Raw genomic sequence first — 25,521 nt, forward strand, 5'->3', positions numbered from 1 at the left:
AATCTATGTGGCGGTAAGGTCACGAGCAACGCAAGTCATGATCCTTACTATTTCAATCGTGTCAGGCTCAGATCCGGCGCCAGCCCGCAGTCGAGTTTGACAACATGCTTAGGGAAGAGCAGATAATGGCTGTCGATCTCTAGGCTGGTACCTTCCGCGCCGCTACGCTTGGAGCGTTTCCCTTTAGCCGCGTTGTTTTTTCGGCGTTGCAAGCCATTTTGTCCACTCAAGTTTTCAGACTGCTTGCCCGTACCACGAGTTCATGAGCTAGGACCGTGATGTCGTTTTCCGTCTCATCCTCGATAAGCGCCTTCAGCTTCCGCACGGATAGTTCCGCCATATCGCGTCGGGGAAGGCGGACTGTCGTTAGCGGTGGATCCATAACGTTCGAAAAGCTGAGGTCGTCGAAGCCCGCGACGGCAATGTCCTGCGGTACCCGCAATCCCTGTTCTTTCAGAGCTGCGATCAGGCCATAAGCGGATTCGTCGTTCGAGCAGAAAATGGCGTCCGGTCGTGGCGGCATGCCGCTTATCCGGGCTGCGGCTTGTCGCCCATCCTCTATCCTGAAACCTGCCTGGATGAAGAGGTCGCGGGAAGATGGCAGGCCGTGGTCAGCAAGTGCCAGTTTCCAGCCTTGCTTACGGGCGATGGCGACTGCTTCCTTGGGTGGGCCACCAAGATGGGCGATGCGCTTGTAGCCCTGCTTTGCAAGATGATCGACGACATCGTAAGCGGCCTTTACCTCATCGATCTGAACGCCGCTGATGCCGTCAAGGTTGGGTGTCGGGCTCAACGTTCGGACAATCGGCATACGCCGTCCTGCAGCGATGCATTCAAGAATCCTCGGCGGGCAGTAATTGGAGGTCAGGAGAACGCCGTCGATGCTTCCGGCGAGCAGTTCGTCTACATAGCGGTCCGATCGATGCGGATCGACCGCTATATGAGCGATCATGATGTCGTAACCGCAATCATAGGCGGCCTGATCGATGTGCATCAAAAGGTCGGGAAAATTGGGATTGGCAAGGTTCGGAATAAGAACCAGCATCAACCTGCTGCGCTTCAACCGCAGGGAGCGCGCGTGGCGATTGACCGCATATCCGGCCTCCTTCGCAGCCTGAGCAACCCTTTGTCTTGTCTCTTCCGTAATTGGCGGAAGGCCGGCGAGCGCTCGGCTGACGGTCGAAGCGGATACGCCAGCAATGCGGGCAATATCGGCCATCGTTGGAATGCGTGCCTCATTGGCTATGGTCGGCTTGCGTTTTGGCATCGGCCCTCTGCGACGGGATCATTTCATCCTTCCTAGCATGAATATGTCATGATGCTCTTGCACGCAATCGATTGCGCTGTTAGGTTTACGCAATCGATTGCGTAGATGCACGGTCAGGCGAGGAGACGCTGGCTATGCATTCCGGGAGGAGATGCGATGACGGCGCCAATACTTTCGATTCAGCTTTATTCACTTCGCCATCTGGGCGGCCTGGATGCTCAGCTCGACGCTGCATCAGTGGCGGGCTTTACCCATGTGGAAACGATCGGCAGCCATCTGGACGATCCAAAGGCGCTGAAGGCCGCGCTTTCCGGTCGAGGTCTTGATGCGCCGAGCGGCCATATCGGCATGCCGGCTCTGCGCAGCGATCTTGGACGCGTCGCCGATGCGGCGAGCGAGGCCGGAATAAAGCAACTCTTCATGCCGGCATTTCCACCCGACGAGCGCGGCGGCAATGCCGATGACTGGCGTCGTGCTGGCGCGGAACTCGGCGAAATCGCCAGCCGGCTGATAGATCGCGGCATATCGCTTGGCTATCACAACCATCACTGGGAGCTTGCGGCATTCAGCAATGGAGAGCTACCGCTCGACTGTCTCTTCGAGGGTGCTGGAGGCAGCCCGCTTGTCTGGCAGGCAGATATCGCCTGGCTTGCACGCGGCGGCGCTGATCCGAAAACCCTGCTGCAAAAATATGCGCGGCTGCTGGTCTCGGCTCATGTGAAAGATCAAGCGCCTGCGGGTGAGAATGAAGACGAGGATGGTTGGTGCGATGTCGGTGCCGGCATCCTGAATTGGGTCGATCTCTGGGTATCCGCGACCGGATACGGCGCCCGCCTGATGGTCGTCGAGCATGATAATCCGAAGGATCCGGCGGGGTTTGCTGCCAGGAGCTTCGTTTATCTTCAGAAGGTCCGTTAGCCGGACCATCAAAATCAATGCAGATCGATTTCGTTCAATAAGGGGGAGGAACCACACATGAACGGCAAGTCGGATAGCATGACAATGAACCGTCGATCATTCCTGGGCGCTTCGGCAGCGGCGCTTGCGGCAAGCGTTGCCGGTAAAAGCTTCGCGGCCGGTGAAACCTTGACCTTTTGGGACATGGTCTGGGGAACGGGCGCGACCTATACGGCAGCGGCAAGAGATCTTACCGGCCAATATACGCCCGCCAACGGCGCGCTTGGTGTGCGCTATCAGTCGATCCCCTGGGCCAACTGGTACCAGACTTTTACCTCGGCGTCGGCGTCAAGAACCACGCCCGCCGTCAGTTCCGGCGCGGCCTTCCTGCCGTTCTACTTTCTCGAGCAAGGCGCGTCGGTTTCGGCCGACAATCTGATCGCCAAACTGGACAAGGACGGCAAGAACGACTTTCTGCCGGGATTGTTGCCCGCCATGAAAGCGGACGATGGTTATGCCGGTGTTCCTTGGTCCATGGATCTGCGCGTCATCTGGTATCGCAAATCGCTGCTGGAAAAGGCGGGTGTAGAACCACCGACAGATTGGGACAGCTACATCAAGGCCGGCGAAGCGCTCAAGAAGAACGGCCTTGTTGGCCTCGGCCTCGCCGCCGGCAGCACGACTACCGACGCGCAGCACACCGTCTCGGCCCTGATGATCAACAATGGCGGCGGTTTCTTTGCCCCTGACGGCTCGCTGGATTGCGTCAGCGACCGCAATATCGAGACCCTTGATTTCATCAACGAACTCGTGCGCAAGGGCATCATCGATCCCTATGCCGCCAGCTACACCTCGGACAATCTGGCGGGGGACTGGAAATCCGGCCGGGTCGCGATGGGCTTCGGGCAAACTGGCCTCGACAAGACGCTTCCGAAGGAAACCCAAGCGGACGCAGTCGTCGCCCATCCCGTCAAAGCTCGCCATGGCGATCTCGGCACCGTCTACTACATCAACTCGCTTTGGATGTTCACGACCACGCCTTCGCAAGAGTCGTCAGAAGCGTTTCTGGCATGGTATCTCGACAATATGCATGTCTTTTGGACGAGCGGCGTCGCGATCGACGTTCCGGTCAAGAAGAGCATCGCGGATCTGCCCGTTATACAAAGCAATCCAAATCTGGTCCGCTCCATCAATGAATGGCAGCCGGTCGGCAAGACGATCGGCGCACAGGCACCGCATGCCTTTGCGGCACTTAACGCAGTTGATGGCGGCGCTGCAAGTGCGGCGTTTGTCCAGCAGATTATCCAGGGAAAGACCAAGTCCAAGGATATCCTAGAGACGCTGCAGGCATCGCTGCGAAAGGTCGTGCAGTAAGATGGCTGAAGCGCAGGTATTGGTGGGCGCGGGGCAGGGCGGCAAGGCATCTGCTCGTGCTCGTTCCAGCACCCAGACCGGGCGCAGGATGACGATGGCCGGCCTCGCCATGCCCTCCATTGTGCTTATGGCACTGATCAATGCCTATCCGCTGGGGTTCGCCTTTGTGCAGTCGTTGCACAATGGCGGCCTGCTGCGGCTCGGCAAATTCATTGGTCTTGGAAACTATCAGAATGTTCTCACCGACCCCGCGTTCTGGTCGGCCGCCTGGTTCACATTTCTGTTCACCGTCTGTGGTGTTTTCGGCAGCTGGCTGGTTGGCTTTGGTCTCGCCATCCTATTGAAACCGCAATTTCCGGGGCGAAGCCTGTTCAAGGTGCTTTTGTTGCTGCCGTGGATCGTTCCGATCGTCGTCACCTCGATGAGCTGGAACTGGCTCGTTGCGACGCCGCGCAGCATCCTGCCCGAGCTTGCCGAGACGCTGGGTCTCGGACAGGTCCTGTTTCTTGCCGATCCAACGATGGCGATTGTCACCGTCTGTCTTTTCAAGATCTGGATCAGCTACCCCTTCATGATGATGATAGGGGCTGCTGCACTCGAGGGTATCGACAACAGCGTCTATGAAGCCGCGACACTCGACGGTGCGACGCCGCGTCAGCAGATCCGTTACATCGTTCTACCGATGACCGCGAAATCCACCTACATCAGCTGGATCCTGATGACGATGTTTTCCGTCAACGACTTCGCCACGATCTACCTTATGACCGGCGGGGGTCCCGTCAACGCAACAACGTCACTGATCGTGCTTGCCTATCGTTCGGTCTTCCAGGATTTCCTGCCCGGATACGGCGTCGCGATCTCCTTCATGATGACGATCATCTTGGTCACTCTTTCGCTTCTGCTTTTCAGGCAGGTGCGGAAATCCAATTTCTAGGAGGTAGGCTATCATGTCGATGATGGTAAAGCGCTCCGGCTGGGCGCGCACGGCGGTTCTGTCGCTGATTTCGCTTGTCGCACTAAGCCCGATCCTGGTGATCTTCGGCCTGGCGCTGAGACCGCGTCTTTATTCCGAAGCCACAGGTCCGACCCTCGAAACCTTTGTCTACGTGATCCGGAATACCGACATTCTCGTCTGGTTGAAGAATAGCCTTCTCGTTTCGGTTATTGCCTCGTGTCTGGCTTTGTTCGTCGCAGCTCCCGCAGGTTACGTGCTGTCGCGAGCGCGCGGCACGGCCGTGTCTGCCTATTCGATGCTCATCTTCGTCATTCAGAGTTTTCCGATCGTTGTCTTCGTCATTCCGCTTTTCATCATGCTGTCGAAGATCGGGCTCATCGACACGTTGCCGGGGGTCGCCATCATCTACGTCGCCTCCAGCGTATCCGTGGCCTGCTGGATGATGGCGGCGTATTTCGACACAATTCCGGCAGATCTTGAAGAGGCGGCCTGGATCGACGGCTGCAGCGTTTTCGGCGCCTTCCTGCGCATCGTGTTGCCAAACTCCTTACCGGGCATCCTATCCACCGCGATCTACGGGTTTCTGGTGGCGTGGAACGATTACCTGGTCGCGCTGGTATTCCTGCGCACCGATAGCCGTTTCACCTTGCCCGTGGGCTTGCAGACTTTCTTCCAGCAGAACCAGACCGATTGGGGACCCGTCATGGCCTGTGCCGTCATCATGCTGGCGCCGCCGGTTATCGTCTTTGCCGTGCTCAATCGCTTCTTCAGCGTCGGGGGCATTGGCGGCTCGCTCGCCGGTCGCTGATCGCTGATCGCTGACACGAGGTTTCAAATGTCTCATTCCAATACCCATGCCTTCAGGCCCGAAACCTTTCGTGCCGTGCTTGATCGCATCATCCCGAGGGATGACTTTCCCAGCGCGACCGACAATGGCGTGGACCGCTTCATTCTCGCGCTCCTGGATGCAGGGCTGATTGCCGATCCTGCGGCAATTGAGTCAGGCCTTCTTGCATTGGACGAGCAGGCATCGACCGCCTTCGAGGCTCTTACGGCAGAGGAACAAGACGGGCTGCTTGCCGAATGCGAGGGGGAAGCGTGGTTCCTTGCAATTTGCGAACTTGCGGCCGAAGGCTTCTACGCCGACCCCGGCAACGGTGCGAATCCGGATGCGGTCTCGTGGCAGATGATCGGTTATCGACCAAGCCTGCCGGAAGGACCAAGCGGCCCGGATGAAAATCCGCAAGATGCTGTGCGCGGGAGATTGTGGGCATGAAAATCGGCTATGATGTGATCATCGTGGGCGCCGGCGCTGCCGGCAATGTCGCGGCTTGCGTCTTATCCGAGGCAGGCAAAAGCGTCCTACTTATAGAGCGCGGCAAGCAACGCAATTATACCGAGGACGGGCATCGCGACCATCTTCGCAATCACCGCCTTCAGGCCTATGGATTTAATACAGGTCCCGAACTCGACGGCAATCCGCGCGTTTTTGTCGATCAACAGGGTGGACGGCACGTTGTCAGGCCGCATCAGGACAATTACCACGTCAACGCCGCGGTCGTCGGTGGTGGCACCTTCGTCTACGGCGGCCTCGCCTGGCGCTTTCATCCCAAGGATTTCCGCATGGCGTCGTCCTATGGGCGCCCCAAAGGCTCCTCTCTGGTCGATTGGCCGATTTCCTACGAGGATCTGGAGCCGTGGTACGGGAAGGCCGAGCAGGAGATCGGCGTTTCGGGCGATAGCACAGGCGATCGAAATTCCGGGCCTCGCGGCAGCAACTATCCGATGCCTCCTGTCGCTGACAATGCGACAAGCGTCCATCTGAGGGCCGGGGCACAGACGCTCGGCCTCTCGACCTTCACACCGCCGCTTCTCGTCAATACCGTGCCTCGTGCCGGACGCGGTGCCTGCATGCGCTGTGGTTCATGCGTGGGCTTTCCCTGCCCAAGCAATGGCAAGAACGGCACCCAGAACACCGTCCTGCTGCGCGCGCTGGCGACCGGGCGCTGCGATCTTTTGACCAAGACGGTAGTGGAGCGGGTCGCCACCGATGATCGCGGCAATGTCATAGGTGTCGATATTCTCGAGGCGGGCGAGGGCGGGCTGCTTTCACGCCGCAGGATTCTTTCCCGCGTCGTCATCCTGTCGGCCGGTGCTATTGAAACGGCGCGTCTCATGCTGTTGACGCGCACCGACCGGGAGCCGCACGGGCTCGGCAATAACGACGATCAGGTCGGCCGCAATCTGCAGGGCCATTACTATCCGACGGTCTTCGGGCTGTTTGACGAGCCTGTTCAAGACAGCAGGGGCCCGGGCGTCACGATTGCAACGACTGACTATAATCACGACAATGAAGGTGTGATCGGCGGCGCGATGTTGGCCGACGATTTCGTCTTGTTACCCATCATTCTATGGAAATCCGGACTGCCGGATGATCTGCCGCGTTATGGACTAAAGGCCAAACACTTCATGCGTGATAATTTCACGCGCATCGCACAAATCAAGGGGCCCGTGCACGAGATTCCGAACGCCGATTGTCGCGTTAGCCTTGATCCCGATGTTCGCGATAAATACGGGAGGCCAGTCGCTCAGCTGTCGGGGACCACCCATCCCGAAACGGTGCGTACCGCCAACCATATTCTGGGCAAGGCAGATGCCTGGATGCAGGCGGCGGGAGCAGTTCGCACATGGAGCAAAAAGCAGACACTTCGTCTATCCGCTGGGCAGCATCAGGCAGGAACCTGTCGTATGGGACAAGATGCTGCTACCTCGGTTACCGACAGTTTCGGCAGGGTGTGGGGCCATGACAATCTTTTCATATGCGACGCCTCGCTGCACCCGACCAATGGCGGCTACAATCCCGTCCTGACGATTCTAGCCTTGGCCTTCCGAAACGCGGATCATATTGTCGGTACGGCATTTTAAACACCTCTGTTACAAACAGCCGCATCGCCGACAGCGAGGCCCATATCGAGGCTGAACCGGGAGCCAGCTGGCGGTTTCGGCTTCACGGTGCTTGCTGATACTATGTGTTCGAATCCCTTCAAGACCGCCGCTTGTTTGCTGGAGATAGAGTTTCCACACGAACCGAACGCCGCAATCACGAAGATCGCACGGCGACTCTTCTCGAACCGGCTGGCGCACCAGTTGATAGCCAGTGCCATCAAAAGTTCGTTTGACCCCATCGCGAGAGCCATCGTGTAGGGAGGAGGTCAGCCAAACGCAGTCGTCACCGATTGGATTGCGGGAGGCACTGCGAAATCGCGAGCCTCCGCATGGACCTGTCGAAGATAAAAACATTGATCGATTTTGTTGGGCGATCCAGCGTTACTGAACTCACGGTAACGGAAAAAGATGTCTCTGTCCGAATTTTCCGCATGTTGGCTAGCGTTGATTTGGCGCAGGCGCTGGAGGGCGTGGAAACTGGATCTGCAGAGCATGATCGCGACGCCTTTGTAAATGAGCGCGCTTCGATCATTACCGTGAAGGCGCCGATCTTCGGCATCCTGCATCGCGCGCCGGCGCCCGGCCAGGAGCCTTTCGTCGAGGTTGGCGACGCGGTGCAGGAAGGCCAAACCCTGTTTGTCCTCGAGGCTATGAAAGTCTTCAACAAAATCGCTGCGCCGCATGCTGGCCGCGTCTTGTCCCTGACCGAGATCGAGGGCGAAGAGGTTGAACCAGGCGACGTGCTGGCGGAGATTTCGAGGTGACGGAGTTTGACAGCACAGCCACAGTGGAACGGCGTTTTGATACGGTCCTCATTGCCAACCGAGGCGAGATCGCCACACGAATTCAGCGTGCTTGCCGCGAACTTGGCCTGAAGACGGTTGCGATCTGCTCCGAGGCCGACCGGCAGGCGCATTACGGCGAAACCGCCGACAGTTTTCTCTGCATCGGTCCCTCGAATGCGGCCAAAAGCTACCTCAACCAGGATGCGATCCTCCTGGCGGCGCGTTTGACCGGAGCCGGGGCGATCCATCCAGGCTACGGTTTCCTGTCGGAGAATGCTGGGTTCTCTGAAGCCATCGAGAAAGCTGGCCTCGTTTTCATCGGCCCTGACGCTGCGTCGATCGCGACCATGGGCGACAAGATATCGGCCAAGCGTGCGATGATCGCGGCGGGCGTGCCTTGCGTGCCCGGTCCTGATACCTCACTTCCAGACGATCCGGCGTCCGTCGAGCGCATCGCGCAGGAGATCGGTTATCCCGTGATCATCAAGGCCGCTGCGGGCGGTGGCGGAAGGGGTATGCGCGTAGTTCCGCGCGCTGAAGATCTGCACGAGGCGATTGCGCTTACGCGCGAGGAAGCGCGTCAAGCCTTTGGTTCTCTGGCGCTCTACATGGAGAAATTCCTCCAGCATCCCCGCCATATCGAGATACAGGTTCTATGCGATACCCATGGCAACGCCGTCTGGCTTGGGCACCGCGATTGTTCGATGCAGCGCCGACATCAGAAGGTCGTTGAAGAGGCGCCGGCACCCGGAATTTCGCCTGAAGCCATTGAGCCTGTCGGCGCAGCCTGCGTCGAAGCATGCCGGCAGATCGGCTACAATGGCGTTGGAACCTTCGAGTTTCTTTACGAGAACGGCGCTTTCTATTTCATCGAAATGAACACGCGTCTGCAGGTCGAACATCCCGTTACCGAGATGACCAGTGGGATCGATATCGTTCATGCGCAGATAATGGCGGCACAAGGCGCTCCACTGGCGCTGCATCAGGAGGACGTAACCTGCGACGGTCATTCCTTCGAATGCCGTATCAACGCCGAGGATCCCGACAATTTCCTTCCTTCGGTCGGCACCATCACTGATCTGGCCCTACCCGAGGGGCCGGGTATCCGGGTCGATACCCACCTTCATCCCGGCTATCGGGTCTCGCCCTACTATGACTCGCTGATCGCCAAGGTGATCGTTCACGCGCCGACGCGCGCGGAGGCGATGGCGAAAATGCGCGAGGCGTTGGCCGCCGCGCGGATAGAAGGCGTCTCCACCAATCTGCCATTGCTGCGCGCGCTGCTCGAAGATGATGCCTTTGCCTGTGGCGAGACGGACATCCACTACCTGGAGCAATGGTTAAAGCGGAGCAGGGCGCAATGAGCACGCTCGATTTCAGCGATCCTTCGCTTATTGCCGTGCTGACCGATGCACTGACGGTAGCCGGCGTAGATGGGATAGAAATCTCGAAACCCGCTGGCAAGTTGCGCATCGTGGTCTCGAAGCTTGAGGGCGCTCAAGTCAGCCTGACAGGAAATACCCAGCAAAATCCGGCAGGAATACTGCCGCTGATCGTCAAAGCGCCGATGGCAGGGCACTTCTGCCCTTCGCATCCTACCGCTTCCGACGCAGCACTGCATCTACCACGCATGGTCTCGGAACAGGACGTGATCGGCTTCATCCGCATCGGCTCGATTCTGCTTCCGATCGCCGCTGGAAGGGCGGGATCGTTGACCAGGCATTTGGCTGAGCCCAACGCCCTCGTCGGTTTTGGAGATCCCCTGTTCGAAATCGAGCCGATATCATGATTGCGACCTCGAACCATCTCGCCGCATCGAGGCAGATCATTTCCGCTACCAAAGGCGCGCCGCAGGTTTCCTGCATCGGTGCTCGATCCTTCCTGCTCGAAGCACCAGGTGAATTCGATCTTCCCGCGCAGCGATGGATCTGGTCCTTGGCACAAGCGGTAAAGGGCTGGGCGGATATCGCTGAATTGATCCCCGGAATGACCAATCTCCTGGCGATCTTCAAGGAGACGCCTGAAGATCCGGAAGCCATCGTGAGCCGGCTTCTTGAGGCGTGGGATGCCGCTGGAAGTCTCGATTTGGCGGGAAAGATTGTCGAAATTCCCGTTCATTACGGTGGTCCCTACGCAATCGACCTTCCAGCCATCTGCGATTTTTGCGGATTGAGCGACCGCGAGGTCGTGCGCATTCACCATGAGGCAAGCTACCGCGTCTTCGCCCTGGGAAGCGCGCCCGGTTTCGCCTACCTGCATGGCCTCGATCCGCGCATATACATGCCTCGCAAGACCGTGCCCTCGTTGAAGATGGAAAAGGGCAGCGTGACAATCGGCGGAATGCAGACGGGCATTGCCATGCTGACCGGCCCGAATGGATGGAACTCCCTCGGCCACGCCGAATTGCAGATGTTTGATCCGTCTTCCTCGACGCCGGCTCTTTTGGCGCCCGGCGATACGGTGCGGTTTTTGCCGGCAAGGATCGAGCTATGATCGAGATCATCGAAACCGGTCCGTTCAACACCGTCCAGGATCTTGGGCGCCCCGGCTATCGTGACATCGGGGTATCGGCCAGCGGCGCTATGGATTGCCTGGCTGTCAGGATCGGCAACATCCTGATCGGCAACGGCGATGATGCGGCAGCGATAGAAGTTCAGACATTTCCATTCAGGCTGCGATTTGAGGCCGGCATGGCCTTTGCCGTGACGGGTGCCGATGGCAATCCGATACTGGACGGCCGTGAGTTGCTGCCATGGTGTGCCTATGTCGCCGAGCCTGGTCAGATCCTGGAACTCAGGCAACCACCGAGATTGGCGCGTGCTTACATCGTGTTCGGCGGCGGTCTGGACGTGCCGGTTCTCATGGGCTCGCGAAGCACAGCCCTGCGCGGCGGATTTGGCGGAAATGCCGGCCGGCCGCTTGCCAAAGGCGACAGAATTGGAGTTGGCATATCTGGCGATGCGCTCCCCCTGCTGCCAAGCGGCATGGCGGTCATCGAGCCGGCGGTAGCGTTGCGCGACGCCTTCCCGGCTATGGTCGATGGGGTATTGCCAGTCCGCGCGATCGCCGCTGGCGAACATGATCTGTTTGCCGCCGATGGCGAGGCCTTCTGGGGCCAGACCTGGAGGATATCATCGAGTAGCGACCGCACCGGCTATCGCCTTTCCGGCGAGCCGATCAGGCCGGTAAAGGCCATCGAGATGCGCTCTCATGGTGTCGTGCCTGGGGTGATCCAGGTTCCGCCGAGTGGCGAGCCGATCGTTCAAATGAGCGATGCCAACACCGCGGGTGGCTATCCCAAGATCGCGGGCGTCATCGAATGCGATCTGTGGCGTCTCGGCCAGGCTCGCATCGGCAACCGTTTGCGGTTCGTCCGCTCGACGCATGCCGAGGCACGCACTGTAGAGCAGGCAGTTACCCGTTATGTCGAGGACATCAGGCAGACCTCGCAGATGGTCAAGCGCGCCTTGAAGGCGATGGCCTGACGCGCTCGAGGGGATCATGGGGAGGGAAATGGTGAAGATCGATCTGAACTCCGACATGGGCGAGGGCTTTGGCCCCTATCGGCTATGCGATGACGAAGCGATGATGAAGATCGTCTCGTCGACCAATATCGCCTGCGGCTTTCATGGCGGCGACCCGGATACGATGGCGCGCATGGTACGTCTTGCGAAGCAAAATGGCGTCGGTATCGGCGCGCATCCGGGCCTGCCGGACCGAACCGGATTCGGCAGGCGCGAGATGCCGTTTCAGCCGGATGAACTGCGCCAGCAGATGCTCTATCAACTCGGCGCGCTGATTGCGATCGCCAAGAGCGAAGGCATGACGGTCGGGCATTTCAGCTTTCATGCAGCCATGGGCAATATGGTCAATCGTGATCCCGCGCTCGCCGACCTGATGATGGGTGCCATTTCTGCCGTCGATCCTCGCCTGGCTATATTTGTTACCGCCGGCAGCGTGATCGAGATAGCGGCAAGACGTGCCGGGCTCAAGACGCTGGCGCTGTTTCTGGCCGATCGTGCCTATGAGACGGATGGCACGCTCGTTGCGCGTGGCCAGCCTGGCGCATTGGTCAAAGACGAGGCTTCTGTCCGTGCGCGGGTAAGACGCTTCCTCCGCGACGGGACGGTCGAGACAATCGACGGCACCATAATTGCGATGTCCGCAAGGTCGATCCTCGTCCACAGCGATACGCCTGGCTCCCTGGAGCTTGCCCGGCTCATCCGCAGCGAAATCGAGGTTTCCGGCGCAACACTTGCGCCCGCCGCCGAGCTTGCCGCCTGATTGCCCGCGATAACCAGATTTCCCGTTTTCCTATCGAAAGATCACGCCAATGCCCTCTATCGCCGATCGCCTCAAGAATGTTTCCATATCTGCCTCTGCTGCCATGACCCAGCGTGCCAGGGAACTGGCTGCAAGCGGCGTCAAGGTCGTCAGCCTATCGGCCGGAGAGCCGGATTTTCCGACGCCTGGTCATGCCATCGAGGAAGCGCACGCCGCCGCACTCGGTGGGGATACGAAGTATCCGCCGATGGACGGCACCCCGATGCTGAAGGCGGCAATCAGCAGAAAGTTCAAGAGGGACAATAATCTTGACTACGATGCCAGCCAGATCGTCGTCTCTGGCGGTGGCAAGCAGGTCATTTTCAACGCCATGCTTGCCACCTGCAATCCCGGTGATGAGGTCGTCATTCCCACTCCGTCATGGGTCAGTTACGCCGATATCGTCAAATTTGCCGGCGGCGTGCCGGTGCCCGTTCCTTGCTTCGAGCAGGCGGGTTTCAAGCTGCGTCCCGAGGATCTTGAGGCTGCGATCACGCCGCGCACCAAATGGCTTGTTCTGAACTTTCCAAACAATCCGACGGGAGCCGCCTGCTCGCGCGCGCAAATGGTGGCGATTGCCGAAGTCATGCTGCGCCATCCCCATGTCTGGATCCTCACGGACGATATCTATGAGCACCTGGTCTATGACGGGTTCGAATTCTGCACGATCGCCGATGCCGAACCCCGGCTCTATGATCGCGTCCTGACGATGAACGGCATCTCGAAGGCCTATGCCATGACCGGCTGGCGGCTGGGCTATTGTGCCAGCGGATCGAAGGAACTGATTGCCGCCATCAGCAATGTCAACGGCCAGAATGCCGGCGGCATCGCGACCGTCGTTCAGGCGGCTGCCATCGCGGCGCTGGAAGGTCCGCAGGATCTTCTGAGAGAGCGGGCGGCAATCTACAGGGAAAGACGCGATTTCGTTCTCGACGAGTTGTCGAAGGTCGAGGGGCTGCGCTGCCATAAGCCCGAAGGCGCTTTCTATCTCTATCCCAATATGTCCGGCCTGATCGGCAAGACCACCAAGGGCGGCCGCAGGATCGAGACCGATGTCGATTTCGTCATGGCGCTTGTCGATGAGCATCACGTCGCGACGGTGCAGGGCTCGGCTTACGGCATGAGCCCCTATTTCCGCATCTCCTATGCGACAAGCATGGAAAAGCTACGCGAGGGTTGCGCGCGTATCGCCCAGTTCTGCCAAGGCATGCGTTGAAAGCGCCCACCGCCCGGGTCTTTGGGGTGGCGGGCGGCGAAGGCAATTCAGAGGTTTTGGAATTTCAGCTGTTCGGTCAGTTCGACGAGGATATCCTTGACGGCAAATGCCGGTTCCGACAGCGAATTCTGATCGGATGTGCACAGCGACAAGGTTTCCTCGATCCGGGGAGAGACGAGCCGGCACACGAGGGGTTCGTTCGTTTCCACCACGATACGATCGGCGATGGCCTTTGGCATGATCGTCGCACCAAGGCCGCTACCAACGGCGCGCGCCAGTGTTCGCACAATTTCGACCTCGGCTACGACCTTCAGATTGATGCGGCTACGGGTGAATGCGGCATCGACGGCACGACGGACGAAATTGTAAGCCGGCGGCAACAACATCGGCATGCCATCCAGCGCGCCGACGGGCAGGGGTTTCGGGTCCGAGTCGACCGCGAGATTGCGGTGGGCAACGAAATAGAATTCTTCCCGGAGGATCGGCTCGAAGCGTACGCCCTTGATCGGACCAACGCCGTGGATCAGCGCCATTTCCAGCCGCCCGTTCATGATCATCTGGCTGTAGGTCTGGCCGACGCTCTCCGTCAGATGAAGGAGGATTCCCGGGTGCCTCTTTCTTGTTTCCGCCAGAAGGTCGGCCGAGAGCGTGGCGGCACTGCTGAAGGGCACGAGGCCGACCGAAACACGCCCTGCAAGGGAGTTTCCGGCGGCGGCCGCATCGGCCTGGGCCTGCTCCATCTGGCGCAGAATGATCTGGGCGTGCCGATAGACCGCATGTCCCGCGTCGGTCATGCTGACGCCCTGCTGGCTTCGGATCAGCAGTTTCTGACCGAAATGCTCCTCGAGCGCCGCCAGCTGCTGGCTCAGGGCCGGCTGGGCGAGGTGCAGGATATCGGCGGCCCGCGTGATGCTGCCGCTATCAACGATCGCGATGAAGGATTTGAAACGTCTGATGTCCATGGCATTGGCTGCTGTTTAGTCTGCGGGGTCATGTTTGCAGACGCGCATCTGTTTTGCAACGCGGATCGGGGTCGGAAAGCCAGGCGCGCTCTTGCCGAAAAAGAGCGCAACTACCTGCGGCGGCAGCATTTTCGCGGGTGGTTGGCCGGCCTCCATAAAACTTACTTATTGCTCCAAAACTAATCGGTCTTAGGCAAGCCGTTGAAGCTTCGCTACTGTCTGCAGCAACAATAAGGGAACCAGAATGCCATTCTCCGATTACAAGACCGCATTGGTCACCGGCGCTTCCTCCGGCATCGGCGCTGCAGTGGTGGAGCGCCTCCGCCGCGAGAACATCGAGGTGCATGCGATTGCGCGCAGCGCCGGTGCGCTGGAGGAACTGGCCGAGCGTACGGGATGTATCGCGCATGTCATCGATGTGACGGATCGTGCCGCCATCGCCGATCTCGCAAACCGTGTTCAGTTCGATATTCTGGTTAACAATGCCGGCGTTGATCGCCCGAAGAAATTCCTTGAAGCGGACGAAGAGGACATTGATCTCCTCATCGACGTCAATCTTCGTGCCGTCCTGCATATCTGCCGCCTGATCGTGCCTGGCATGGTTGCTCGCGATCGTGGGCATGTCGTCAATATTTCCTCGATCGCCGGCAACTACAATTTTGGCGGCAATTCCACCTATCATGCCGTGAAAGCCGGCGTCGCCATGCTGTCCAACCAGCTGCGCATCGACGCATTTGGCAAACGGGTGCGCGTGACCGAAATCTGCCCGGGCCGCATTGCGACCGATATTTTCAATCACGTCCACGGCGATGATCCGGCTGTGCGCGAGCGCTTCATCGACGGGTTTGAGCTGCCGCAGGCGACCGATATCGCGGATGCGATCGCCTTCGCGATCTCGGCGCCGGTCGCGGTCAATATCGGCCATATGGAGATCACCCCGACATTGCAGGTGATGGGTGGTCTTCAGACGGCAAAACCGCAAATGCCCACAGCGACATCGGATGCAGAAGGCACGAAGCCGTGAGCGGGTTCGATCTTTCCGCGATCCTGACCAATCCGGACTATCTCACGATGCTCCTGCAGGGCATCGGCATGACATTTGTCATCTTTATCGGCTCCTGGCTGCTTGCGATGCTGCTCGCCATTTTGCTTTTTGCGTTGCGGACTTCGCCATTCCGCATTGGCGACCCCATCGTAAAGGCCTACGTCTCCTATCATCGCAATGTCCCGACCCTTGTGCAGCTCATGCTATGGTATTTCGGGATCTATTCATTGATGCCGCAAGGCCTTACCGACTGGCTCGCCAATCACAACGCCGAGGCCATATTCGCCGTCATCGGGCTCGGATTGTGCCAGGCGGCCTATTTCAGCGAAGACTTACGCTCCGGCCTGCGCTCGGTCAGCCCGGGACAGATGGAAGCTGCCAAGGCGCTCGGTCATGGCTATGTCTCCGCACTGCGTTTCGTCATCATGCCTCAGGGCATACGCAACGCGCTGCCGCCGCTCATCAATCACAGTGTGTCCCTTTTCAAAAACAGCAGCATCGCGATTGTCATTGGTGCATCAGAGCTTACGCATGCGATAAAGGAAATCGACAATGTCAGCTTTCGTACCTTTGAGATCTATCTAATCGGTACTGTCATCTATCTATTCTTCTCCCTCATCATAATGGCTTTGGGCGCACACCTTTCCATGCGAGCCGACCCGGTGCGGAGGGCGCGCACGTGATCCAGGATGTCATGACGATCATCCACGACTACTGGCTACTGTTGCTCGTCGGCCAATATCCCAATGGCCCGCTGGGTGGCCTCGCCAATACGCTCATCCTTTCAGCACTCGCCATTGCACTCGCCTTTCCCGTCAGCATCCTGTTCGCCTTGGCGCGCCTTTCCAAATGGTCGGTGCTCAGATGGCCGGTGACCGGCCTCGTCTACATCACGCGCGGTGTTCCGCTGCTGATGTTGATCCTTTGGTGCTATTTCATCGTCCCGCTTTGGACTGGCGCTGACGTGCCAAGCTTCCTGATCCTGCTGGTAACGCTGGTCATATATGAGGGCGCTTTCCTGAGTGAGGTCGTGCGGGCCGGGATCGCGTCGCTCGGCCAAGGCCAGATGGATGCGGCAAGGGCACTTGGCCACAGCTATATCGGCGCGATGCGCTCCGTGATCTTGCCGCAGGCGCTCTACAACATGATCCCGAGTATGATCTCGACATTTGTCTCAACCATCAAGGATACGACGCTCGGCTATGTCATCAACGTGCCGGACCTGACATTTGCGGCAAGCCAGGTGAACAACCAGCTGCTCTCGCAACCCTTCCAGGTTTTCTTCATTCTTGCGGTGGTCTATTACCTCCTCTGCTGGAGCCTGACCCAGATCGCCAACAGCGTTGAGAAGCGAATTTCCCGCCGACGTGCGGGACCACGCAAGGCTCGTCTTCGCACGGATGTCGTTCCCTTGAAAACATTTACGGAGCAGCCATGAGCATCCCAGTTTCCGGGTCGCAGGACGACGCTCAGGCGATACGCCTTCACGAGGTCTGCAAGAGCTACGGTCATTATCAGGTGTTGAAGAATATCAATGCCGAGGTCAGTCGTGGCGAGGTGGTTGTCATTTGCGGGCCTTCCGGCTCCGGCAAGTCCACCCTCATCCGCACGATCAACAGGCTGGAGGAGATCAATAGCGGTTCGATAAACTTCGAGGGGCAAAACATCCACGCGCCAATGGCGAGTGGGGCGCTCAATCGGTTACGCAGCCGGATCGGTTTCGTCTTTCAGAATTTCAACCTGTTTCCGCATCTGTCGGTGATCGACAACATTTCCATGTCGCCTATCCGGATCAAGGGCGTGCCGGCAAACGTAGCCCGCGACAAGGCCACGAAGCTGCTTCACAGAGTGGGCTTGGCCGACAAGGCGAATGCCTATCCTGCCCAGCTTTCCGGCGGCCAGCAGCAACGCGTGGCAATCGCCCGGGCGCTTGCGATGGAGCCGCCGGTTATGCTGTTCGACGAGCCGACGAGTGCGCTTGACCCTGAAATGGTCGGCGAAGTCCTCAGTGTCATGAAAAGCCTGGCGGCCGAAGGAATGACCATGCTGTGCGTCACGCACGAAATGGGCTTCGCCCGCGATGTGGCGGACCGAATCTGGTTCATCGATGCCGGTGAGATCCTCGAGACCGCTCCTCCCGAAGAATTCTTCAAGAACCCTCAGCATCCCAGAGCTCAGCGTTTTCTTTCCGATCTGCGCCACTAAGCATCAGAAACCAATAACAAGGAGAACAGCAATGAACTGGAAATACGTGACTGTCATATCCGCGCTGGCGGGCTTCGCTGCCGCCTTGCCGGCCAAGGCCGATCAGCTCGATACGATCATGTCGGCAAAGACGCTTCGCTGCGCGACTTATGCCGATGTTCCGCCGTTTTCCTCACCCGATCCGAAGACCCGCGAAATGGCAGGCTTCGACGTGGACCTGTGCAAGGCAATCGCAAATGAACTTGGCGTCAAGGCCGAGATCAAGCCGATTTCGGTCGAAGCCCGTGTGCCCGAAGTCAAGCTCGGCAGGGTCGACATCACGGTCGCAAATCTTGCCTATACATTAAGCCGGGCCGAGCAGATCCAATTCAGCGATCCCTATTATATCGCCAAGGAAATGCTGGTTGTGTTGGGCGATGACGCAGGCAAGAGCAAGACCGACTACGTGGGCCAGCGCCTCGCCTCGACCAAGGGTTCAACTTCCGAACTGGCGATCAAGCTCAACAAATCCGACCCTCTGACGTTCCAGGATACGGGATCGGCCTATCTGGCCGTCCAGCAGGGGAAAGCCCGCGGCATGGTCGCAAATACCATGACGACGACACTGCTCGTCAACCAATCGAAGACGAAGGGCAAGCAGATGCGTATGATCGAGGATCCCCTGCTGTTGGAGCCGGTCGGCATCGGCATGCAAAAGGAGCAGCCTGCGCTGACCGCAAAGATCAACGCCATCCTGCATAAGCTCGACGACACTGGCGAGATCAACAGGATCTGGGAAAAGTGGCTGGGCCCGAACACCGAATACAAGATGACCCGCACCGAGAAGGTGGTGCCGATCTCCGAATTGAAATTCGACCCGATCCCATAGGGCTGCGTTCCCGTACCCGTTAGAAATCATCCAACCCAAAATTGTCATTGATCGCAGGCGGCGGATATCTGCGCCGCCCGCTTAACCATGGGAGGTTTCCGTGACCCACATCAAAGATATCAGCAAACGGCCGAGCCAGGCAGAGGTCGCCGCACTTTCGAAATTCTCGCCGGCGACGATCCATGAGGCCCAGGGTCGCCGCGGCGCGCTTTCGTCGCGCCTGAAGCCCGTGGACTATCGCATGAAGCTCTGCGGCCCGGCGTTTACGGTGAAGTGCGCGCCGCGCGACAACATCATGCTCCAGCTGGCCATCAACTATGCCAAGCCGGGCGATATCATCGTTGTATCCGCGGGCGAATATGAAGAAGCGGGATCCTTCGGCGATGTTCTGGCCAATGCCTGCCTTGCCAAGGCCATCGGCGGCCTGGTGACCGACACCGGCGTGCGCGACACGCTTCACCTGAGGGAACTCGGCTTTCCCGTGTTCTCGTTCAGCGTCTGCATCAAGGGCACGGTGAAAGAGACGATCGCAGCTGTCAACGATCCGATCATCGTCGGCGGAGAGACAATCAACCCCGGTGATATTATAGTCGGCGATGCAGACGGTCTCGTTGTCGTTCGTCGGGAAGAAGCGCTTGATGTTGCGCGGCTCTCGCAGGAGCGAGACGATGCGGAGGCTGCCTATATCGAAGCCTATAAGCAGGGAAAATCGGTCATCGAGGTCAGCAGGCTTGAACCGGTTCTAAAGGCCAAAGGGTTGATCATAGATATTTGAAGGGTCCTGGCGGACATTACGCACGCCTATTGCGCTGTGAACACGACACTTTATAGTCGCGCCCGCATCCCCGCCTTTCCGCTTGGCATTGACCCTGCTGACCAGAGGCGGGCATATGAAATGCGCGACTATTCTGAAGCAGTTGTTGGCTTTCGCAAAGCGGAAAATACGGTAATTTTCGTATGTAATTCAATAGCCTATCTACCTACCGAGCTTGCCGTCAAGCATTCCCGCGAATATCCTTGCTCTTCTCCTGGTTTCTCCAGCGAAGAACAGAGCGGCCCCGACCACAGCAACGTCGACATTTAGATCTTGCAAGCGCTCGAAATGATCAGGCCCGATTTTGCCGTCGACAACCGTGTGAAGGCCATCCGGACGCCGAGAGAGGCGTTCGAAGGCATGTTCGTCAAATGCGCCCCCACCGGCCGGCGCCGTGAGAAGAAGACAGCCGTCAATGTGATCAAGCAGGGGATCCAGGGCTGCTAGAGGTGTCGTGTGGCGGAGTGCTGCGTATGCTTTCGCACCATTGCTGCGGACAATCCGGGAGAGGTCTGCAAAATTGTCTTCTGTTTCCAGATGGATTGCGACGGATCTTACGCCCATCTCAGCGAAACGCGTCGCCGGCCTCCTTGGGTGCACGACCATGAGATGGACATCGAGTGGTACCGGCGCGCACTCGCTAAGACTGTGGATGACGCGCGCGTTCAAACCGTATTCGGGAGCGAACGTGCCGTCCATGACATCGAGATGCAAGGATTCGACATTGGCGACAACGGCCTCGATCTCCTCTGCCAGACGAAAGGGATTTGCAGCATAAACCGAAGCTGAAAGAGCCGTCATGCCGCTGGTGCCCATGCAGCTTCACGAAGCTTCGGCAGCGACCAGTCTGCAACCGGTTTGGGGACCGAATTGCAATAGCCGTGCTGGAAGATCGCGATGCGATCACAGATCTCGATCAACTCCTCCTCTTCGGAGGATACGACGACAATGCAACGGCCCTCATCGGCGAGGCGGCGGATGATGTCGTAGATATCCGACTTGGCGCCGATATCGACGCCCTTGGTCGGCTCGTCCAACAGGATGAGGTCGGCATTCTGCTCGATGATACGGCCAAGCAGAACTTTTTGCTGATTGCCGCCGGACAAGGACTTGGTGGGCTCATCGAGGCGCCCACGGGTGCCGATAGAGCCGAGAGTACGTTGGGCAGAGGCGCGCGCGCCGGCGAGGTCGACGAACCCGCCTCTTCGATACTTCGGCAGGGTTGAAAGGATAACGTTCTGGAAGGAGGACATCAGTGGGATAAATCCGTCGATCTTGCGCTCTTCCGTGAGAAACGCGATTCCCGTTCTAATGGCTTGCCTCGGATTCGAAGGTCTGTATGGCTCTCCAGCGATTTCGATCGTCCCGGCAGTAATCGGCTCCATTCCGTACAATGTTCGCAGGAATCTGGTCCGGCCGGAGCCCACCAGACCGTAGAGGCCAAGAACCTCACCGCGCCGCGCCTCGATATCGGCGCCCTTGAGCCGCTTGCCTGTCAGTCCCCGCACCCTCAGAAAAATGTCGCCCCCCGGCCTTTCCTCATGCCGCGTGGCTACGTGCTTTCCATGGGCGTCTCCAACGATGGCAGCGACGATGGCTTGTTTGCTGACATCCTTGCCGGAGGCGTAATAGACGACCTTTCCGCCCGAGAGGACGGTGGCCTCATCGCAGACGGTGAGGACTTCGTCGAGCTTGTGCGAAACCAGAACGACGCCGATGTTGCGCTCGAGTGCAATCCGGCGAACATGCGTGAGCAGGTCTGCCGACTGCTTGCCATCCAGTGCTGTCGTGGGTTCGTCGAGAAAAAGATAGCGAACCTTGCCTTCAAGGTTTGCAATGACTTCGAGAAGTTGTTTTTCCGGATGGGAGAGCCCCTTGACGGTTCGGGTCACATCGATGTTGAGGCCATAGCCTGTAAGAAGCTTCTTACAATAGCTGTTCATTTCCGCGGTGCGCTTGAAACCGCCAACTGTGACTTCGCGGCCGAGGAAAAGATTTTCGGCGACCGTCAAGTTCGGGATGAGGCGCAGCTCCTGATAGACACAGCCAATGCCTTTGGCGAGCGCCTCTCGCGGTGAGTCAAAGCGCACGGCTTCATCGTCCACCGTCAGCGCGCCATCGTCTTGAGGCTGGGCGCCGGCGAGGATCTTCAGAAAGGTCGACTTGCCCGCACCGTTATGTCCGAACAGGCCATGGATCGTGCCGGGTTTGACCTCGAAATCAATGCCATGCAGCACGCCGACGCCTGCAAAGGACTTTGTAACGCCTTCGGCCTTGTAGCTCGACATGTGGCATTCCCTCCAGGTTTCGATGGAAAGGGGTGCGCGGCTGGCAGCCGCGCACCCTTGCGAGCGTTAGTACGCCTTGTCAGCCGTCTCGGCGGCATTGTCCTTGTTGACCAGAAGCGGCGGGTTGTTGATCACCGGTTCCAGTTTCTGTCCATCGAAGAACTTCTTGATGTTCTCGACCTGGATCTGGGCGAGCTTCGCAGGCTCCTGGATCGCGCCCGCCTTGAGGACGGAATTATCTTCGATGTATTTGACGCCGAGCTTGTCGACAAAGGCATAGAGCTTCACGTCGTCGCGGCCAAGCTGCTGGATCGCGGCCAGGGCGCCAAGAGCTGATGGCTCCGTGTCGGAGTAGACAACAGTGATGTCCGGGTGGCCTTGCAGCATTTCGGTCGTGACTTTGAGCGAGGTGGTTTCCTCGACCTTGCCGTTGACGAGGGCGACGAACTTGACGTTCGGGTTCGAAGCCAGCCCTTCCTTGAAACCATCATCGCGGGCATTGGCGGCCACCGACGTCGGCTCACCGACGATGCCGACAACGGCCTTGCCGTCAGCACCGATGTCCTTGAGCAACTGTTTGCCGATATAGACGCCGCCGGCCTTCTGGTCGGTCTGGACGGCCTGCTCGACCTTCAGGTTTTCAGCCTTGAGACCCGCAGGATCAGGCAGGAGATTGATGGTGAAGACCGGGATCTTTGCCTGGTTCAGTTCTGAAATCGAGGCAACGCACGGACCCGATGACACGCAATTGAGGGCAACGGCCGATACGCCCTGCTGTACGAGCGTCTGCACCTGGGAAAGCTGCTTGGCATCGTCATTATCGGCGATGAGGACGCGGACTTCGAAGCCCTGCTTCGTGCCGTTTTCCTCGAAGCTTTTCTTCATGGCGACGTAGTAGGGATTCGTCAGGTTCGGCAGGGCAACACCCAATACCTTCTTGTCCTGAGCGTGTGCGGCTGCGGCCGACATCGCAAGTGAGATACCCAATGCGGCCCACAGTGAATTCTTCAGAACTCTCTTCATCGTTCTCCTCCTTTATGATTGATGAATGTCATTCGATTGCCGGACCGGCCGGCTCCGTCTCGCTTCACGCCTCAGGCGTTGGCCGAAAACTTCTGCTTGATGAGAGCGACCCAGGGGAGGGAAAGCCGGCTGGAAGACCGCATGGTATCGAAGGTCACGCCGACCAGAATGATCACGCCGATGACGAGGGGCTGCCAATAGGCGCTGACATTCAGCACGTTCATGAGATTGGAGATGGTCGCGATCAACATCGCGCCGATCATCGCGCCGTAGATCGAACCGATGCCGCCGAACAGGCTGACACCACCAACGACGGCCCCGGCGATCGAGAAGAAGAGCTCGTCGCCGCGCCCGGCTGTGGGATAGCCCGTCATCAGCCGTGAGCCGTAGATCAGCCCGCCGCAGGCGCCGCAGAAGCCGGAGATTGCATAGACGAGGACGGTAATGCGGGATGTGCTGACGCCGGCAAGCCGCGCTGCTTCTGCATTGCCGCCGACCGCAAAGATGTGGGTGCCGGTCACCGTGCGCTTGATGAACACGGCCGCTGCAATGATGGCGACTGCCAGAGCGATGACGGGGAAGGGGATTCCGAAGATCTTGGCCTGGCCGATGAACCGGTAGCCGAAATCCATCACACGGATCGATTCCGCGCCCGTAATGATTTGCGGGATCGAAGCTGCCACGCCCATCATCGCAAAGGTAACGATAAAGGGCGGCACACCGGTCTTGTCGATGATCACGCCGTTCAGTGCACCTGCAAGCGCTCCCGAGGCGAGAACCAATACCGCGGCGACCGGCCATGGCAGCCCGAGATATTCGATGAAGACTGCGGCAAGCACGCAGGTCATCGCCACGATGGACCCGCATGAAAGATCGATGCCGCCGGTGAAGAGAACGAAAGACTGACCGAGGCAGAGGAAACCGATCACTGCCCCATTCAGAAGGAGAACAAAGAGATTCGACAGCGTCAGGAAATTGGGAGACGCGATGGCGCCCCCGATCATCACAACCAGAAGAACGAAGGCTATTCCTGCTTCGGTGGGAATTCTTATTCCCTTGCCTTCATGCGGCTGGAGTTGCGTCATGTCCGTCATTGTCCTTCCTCCACTGTGCGAGGGGCTGGGCTGCCCTGTAGGCGCTCCGCACCTCTTCGATGCGTGCGGCGTTTCGTTCGAGCGGCTCGGCCACGATGTTGTATTGTGGCCGCCATTCCTCTGCGATCTTGGAAGTACTGCGCCCGGTTGCTGCGGCAGCGGCCTGAACGGCTGCTCCGGCTGCAGCTGCCTCTGGAATATCGCAGGTCCAGACGGGCTTGCCGGTAAGGTCGGCCAGTATCTGGCGATAGGCCTTGGAACGCGAAGCCCCTCCTGTGACGATCAAACGACCGTCCATCCCAAGACCGTGCGAGGCCAAAAGGTCTCCGCCTTCGAGCAATCCGCAGATGACGCCTTCGATGGCTGCCCTGGCGATCTGTCCGGGTTCGATATCACTGCGGATGCCGGCAAGCACGCCGGTCGCATTCGGGAGATCTGGCGTGCGCTCACCGTCGAGATAGGGAACAAGCACAAGTCCGCCCGCACCCGGCTCCGTTGCCAGTGCCATCGCATCGAATTCGTCGGTGGAGGCGCGCAGGATGCGGCGGAAGGCGTCGGTCACCTTCGCCGAATTGAGTGTTGTGATCATTGGAAGAAACGCGTCCGCGGCATCGGCATAGCCATTGATGGCGCCGGTTTCATCCTTGATCCCGACTGGCGTCCGGCCGTAGACCGTGCCACTTGTCCCAAACGAGATGCAGACATCGCCTTTTCGAATACCCATGCCAAGCGCTGCGGTCATGTTATCGCCCGATCCGGCGCCGACGATTGCTCCCTGAAGCTGTTCCAGCCCCTCGATCCGTTGCACGATCCCCGACGCCTCACCTGATCCGATAATGTCAGGAAGCACGCGCTCCCAGTCGATGCCGGGAACGGCGAGCGCCGCTAGCGAATAGTCCCACTCGTTCTTGAAGGGGTTGAAGCAGCCGGTTCCCGAGGAAATGCCACGTTCCGTCGCTGCCCGACCGCTGAGCCGGTACAACAGGTAGTCGGACGGGAGCATGATGTGCCGCGCCTTGGCGACCAGACCGGGATAGACGCGCTCCGTCCAGGCAAGCTTGCTGATGGTGAGGGCCGGAGCAGGGACGGAACCAGTTCGATCCGCCCAATCCTTAAGCGAAAGCTTGCGGCGCAATTCCATCGCATCGGCTGCAGACTCGGTATCGTTCCACAGTTTCGCGTCGCGAAGCGGCAGCCCGTCTGCCCCAAGCATCACGAGACCATGTCCCTGACTGCCGACGGAAATCGCCGCGGTGCGAGGCAGGAACGTTTCCAATTCGCCGAAAGCCGAGACGAGAGCCTGCCACCATGCTTCTGGAGCCTGCTCGCTGCGCGGCGGCGTCGTCGGAGGGTGCGGCTTGCGTGCTTGCGCGACGACCACCCCGTCTTCCAGTCTTCTGAGCACGACTGTGCAGGATTGGGTCGAGGAGTCGATGCCGGCGACGAGATCCCGTGACAT

26 protein-coding genes are annotated in these 25,521 nt (G+C 58.9%); 19 read left to right on the forward strand and 7 right to left on the reverse strand.

Annotation, left to right across the window (positions count from 1 at the left end):
- Positions 1-226 precede the first annotated feature (226 nt).
- Positions 227-1,267 (reverse strand): LacI family DNA-binding transcriptional regulator, encoded by a 1,041-nt coding sequence (locus A6U86_RS13485; RefSeq protein WP_068391702.1) that lies wholly within the window; start codon positions 1,265-1,267, stop codon positions 227-229.
- 156 nt (positions 1,268-1,423) lie between these two features.
- Here A6U86_RS13485 and A6U86_RS13490 point away from each other — a divergent pair, with 156 nt between their 5' ends.
- The 13 genes from A6U86_RS13490 (at position 1,424) to A6U86_RS13555 (ending at position 13,763) form a co-directional block, all read left to right on the forward strand.
- Positions 1,424-2,185 (forward strand): sugar phosphate isomerase/epimerase, encoded by a 762-nt coding sequence (locus tag A6U86_RS13490; RefSeq protein ID WP_068391705.1) that lies wholly within the window; start codon positions 1,424-1,426, stop codon positions 2,183-2,185.
- A gap of 57 nt (positions 2,186-2,242) precedes the next feature.
- The gene (locus A6U86_RS13495) at positions 2,243-3,538 is read left to right on the forward strand and encodes an ABC transporter substrate-binding protein (protein WP_068391709.1); all 1,296 of its coding nucleotides are present in this window, start codon (positions 2,243-2,245) and stop codon (positions 3,536-3,538) included.
- Between the two features lies 1 nt (position 3,539).
- On the forward strand, positions 3,540-4,472 hold the full coding sequence (locus tag A6U86_RS13500) for a carbohydrate ABC transporter permease (protein WP_068391711.1): 933 nt from the start codon (positions 3,540-3,542) through the stop codon (positions 4,470-4,472).
- Positions 4,473-4,485: 13 nt separating this feature from the next.
- A complete protein-coding gene (locus A6U86_RS13505) occupies positions 4,486-5,301 on the forward strand; it encodes a carbohydrate ABC transporter permease (RefSeq protein WP_068391714.1) in 816 nt (271 codons plus the stop codon).
- A gap of 27 nt (positions 5,302-5,328) precedes the next feature.
- Positions 5,329-5,769, forward strand: a complete 441-nt coding sequence (locus A6U86_RS13510; protein WP_068391717.1) for a gluconate 2-dehydrogenase subunit 3 family protein — start codon at positions 5,329-5,331, stop codon at positions 5,767-5,769.
- Positions 5,766-7,418 carry a GMC family oxidoreductase gene (locus A6U86_RS13515; protein ID WP_068391720.1) on the forward strand — a complete coding sequence of 551 codons (1,653 nt, stop codon included), beginning with the start codon at positions 5,766-5,768 and terminating at the stop codon, positions 7,416-7,418. Before A6U86_RS13510 ends, A6U86_RS13515 begins: the two co-directional genes overlap by 4 nt.
- Before the next feature lie 350 nt (positions 7,419-7,768).
- The gene (locus A6U86_RS13525; protein ID WP_068391726.1) at positions 7,769-8,203 is read left to right on the forward strand and encodes an acetyl-CoA carboxylase biotin carboxyl carrier protein subunit; all 435 of its coding nucleotides are present in this window, start codon (positions 7,769-7,771) and stop codon (positions 8,201-8,203) included.
- Positions 8,200-9,588 carry an acetyl-CoA carboxylase biotin carboxylase subunit gene (gene accC / locus A6U86_RS13530; RefSeq protein WP_068391729.1) on the forward strand — a complete coding sequence of 463 codons (1,389 nt, stop codon included), beginning with the start codon at positions 8,200-8,202 and terminating at the stop codon, positions 9,586-9,588. The genes A6U86_RS13525 and accC overlap by 4 nt, the downstream gene beginning before the upstream one ends.
- Complete coding sequence (locus tag A6U86_RS13535; RefSeq protein WP_068391732.1) at positions 9,585-10,013, forward strand: acetyl-CoA carboxylase; 429 nt, start codon at positions 9,585-9,587, stop codon at positions 10,011-10,013. The genes accC and A6U86_RS13535 overlap by 4 nt, the downstream gene beginning before the upstream one ends.
- On the forward strand, positions 10,010-10,717 hold the full coding sequence (gene pxpB, locus A6U86_RS13540; RefSeq protein WP_068391734.1) for a 5-oxoprolinase subunit PxpB: 708 nt from the start codon (positions 10,010-10,012) through the stop codon (positions 10,715-10,717). Before A6U86_RS13535 ends, pxpB begins: the two co-directional genes overlap by 4 nt.
- Positions 10,714-11,709, forward strand: a complete 996-nt coding sequence (locus tag A6U86_RS13545; protein ID WP_068391737.1) for a biotin-dependent carboxyltransferase family protein — start codon at positions 10,714-10,716, stop codon at positions 11,707-11,709. Before pxpB ends, A6U86_RS13545 begins: the two co-directional genes overlap by 4 nt.
- A gap of 31 nt (positions 11,710-11,740) precedes the next feature.
- Complete coding sequence (locus A6U86_RS13550) at positions 11,741-12,508, forward strand: 5-oxoprolinase subunit PxpA (protein ID WP_068391866.1); 768 nt, start codon at positions 11,741-11,743, stop codon at positions 12,506-12,508.
- Positions 12,509-12,557: 49 nt separating this feature from the next.
- Complete coding sequence (locus tag A6U86_RS13555) at positions 12,558-13,763, forward strand: pyridoxal phosphate-dependent aminotransferase (RefSeq protein ID WP_068391740.1); 1,206 nt, start codon at positions 12,558-12,560, stop codon at positions 13,761-13,763.
- A 47-nt stretch (positions 13,764-13,810) separates the two neighbouring features.
- Here A6U86_RS13555 and nac read toward each other — a convergent pair whose 3' ends face one another.
- Positions 13,811-14,725, reverse strand: a complete 915-nt coding sequence (nac, locus tag A6U86_RS13560; RefSeq protein ID WP_068391743.1) for a nitrogen assimilation transcriptional regulator NAC — start codon at positions 14,723-14,725, stop codon at positions 13,811-13,813.
- Positions 14,726-14,969: 244 nt separating this feature from the next.
- Here nac and A6U86_RS13565 point away from each other — a divergent pair, with 244 nt between their 5' ends.
- From A6U86_RS13565 to A6U86_RS13590, 6 genes are all read left to right on the forward strand, one after another.
- Positions 14,970-15,749: an SDR family oxidoreductase gene (locus A6U86_RS13565; protein WP_068391746.1), complete on the forward strand. Its 780-nt coding sequence runs from the start codon at positions 14,970-14,972 to the stop codon at positions 15,747-15,749.
- Positions 15,746-16,453 (forward strand): amino acid ABC transporter permease, encoded by a 708-nt coding sequence (locus A6U86_RS13570; protein ID WP_068391749.1) that lies wholly within the window; start codon positions 15,746-15,748, stop codon positions 16,451-16,453. Before A6U86_RS13565 ends, A6U86_RS13570 begins: the two co-directional genes overlap by 4 nt.
- The gene (locus A6U86_RS13575; RefSeq protein ID WP_068391751.1) at positions 16,450-17,208 is read left to right on the forward strand and encodes an amino acid ABC transporter permease; all 759 of its coding nucleotides are present in this window, start codon (positions 16,450-16,452) and stop codon (positions 17,206-17,208) included. The genes A6U86_RS13570 and A6U86_RS13575 overlap by 4 nt, the downstream gene beginning before the upstream one ends.
- A gap of 2 nt (positions 17,209-17,210) precedes the next feature.
- The gene (locus tag A6U86_RS13580; protein ID WP_068391869.1) at positions 17,211-17,975 is read left to right on the forward strand and encodes an amino acid ABC transporter ATP-binding protein; all 765 of its coding nucleotides are present in this window, start codon (positions 17,211-17,213) and stop codon (positions 17,973-17,975) included.
- Positions 17,976-18,006: 31 nt separating this feature from the next.
- Complete coding sequence (locus tag A6U86_RS13585; RefSeq protein WP_068391754.1) at positions 18,007-18,843, forward strand: ABC transporter substrate-binding protein; 837 nt, start codon at positions 18,007-18,009, stop codon at positions 18,841-18,843.
- Positions 18,844-18,943: 100 nt separating this feature from the next.
- Entirely contained in the window at positions 18,944-19,618 is a 675-nt protein-coding gene (locus A6U86_RS13590; RefSeq protein WP_068391757.1) for a 4-carboxy-4-hydroxy-2-oxoadipate aldolase/oxaloacetate decarboxylase, read from the forward strand.
- A gap of 201 nt (positions 19,619-19,819) precedes the next feature.
- Here the strand turns inward: A6U86_RS13590 and A6U86_RS13595 are convergent, their stop codons facing one another.
- From A6U86_RS13595 to A6U86_RS13615, 5 genes are all read right to left on the reverse strand, one after another.
- Complete coding sequence (locus tag A6U86_RS13595) at positions 19,820-20,473, reverse strand: ribulose-phosphate 3-epimerase (protein ID WP_068391759.1); 654 nt, start codon at positions 20,471-20,473, stop codon at positions 19,820-19,822.
- Complete coding sequence (locus A6U86_RS13600) at positions 20,455-21,945, reverse strand: sugar ABC transporter ATP-binding protein (RefSeq protein WP_068391762.1); 1,491 nt, start codon at positions 21,943-21,945, stop codon at positions 20,455-20,457. Before A6U86_RS13600 ends, A6U86_RS13595 begins: the two co-directional genes overlap by 19 nt.
- Positions 21,946-22,011: 66 nt before the next feature.
- Positions 22,012-22,968, reverse strand: coding sequence for a substrate-binding domain-containing protein (locus A6U86_RS13605; protein WP_068391765.1), 957 nt, complete (start codon positions 22,966-22,968; stop codon positions 22,012-22,014).
- Between the two features lie 71 nt (positions 22,969-23,039).
- Complete coding sequence (locus A6U86_RS13610; protein ID WP_068391769.1) at positions 23,040-24,062, reverse strand: ABC transporter permease; 1,023 nt, start codon at positions 24,060-24,062, stop codon at positions 23,040-23,042.
- Positions 24,031-25,521 carry a xylulokinase gene (locus A6U86_RS13615; protein ID WP_068391772.1) on the reverse strand — a complete coding sequence of 497 codons (1,491 nt, stop codon included), beginning with the start codon at positions 25,519-25,521 and terminating at the stop codon, positions 24,031-24,033. The genes A6U86_RS13610 and A6U86_RS13615 overlap by 32 nt, the downstream gene beginning before the upstream one ends.

The organism is Rhizobium sp. AC27/96, from assembly GCF_001692325.1.
Classification (GTDB): domain Bacteria; phylum Pseudomonadota; class Alphaproteobacteria; order Rhizobiales; family Rhizobiaceae; genus Rhizobium.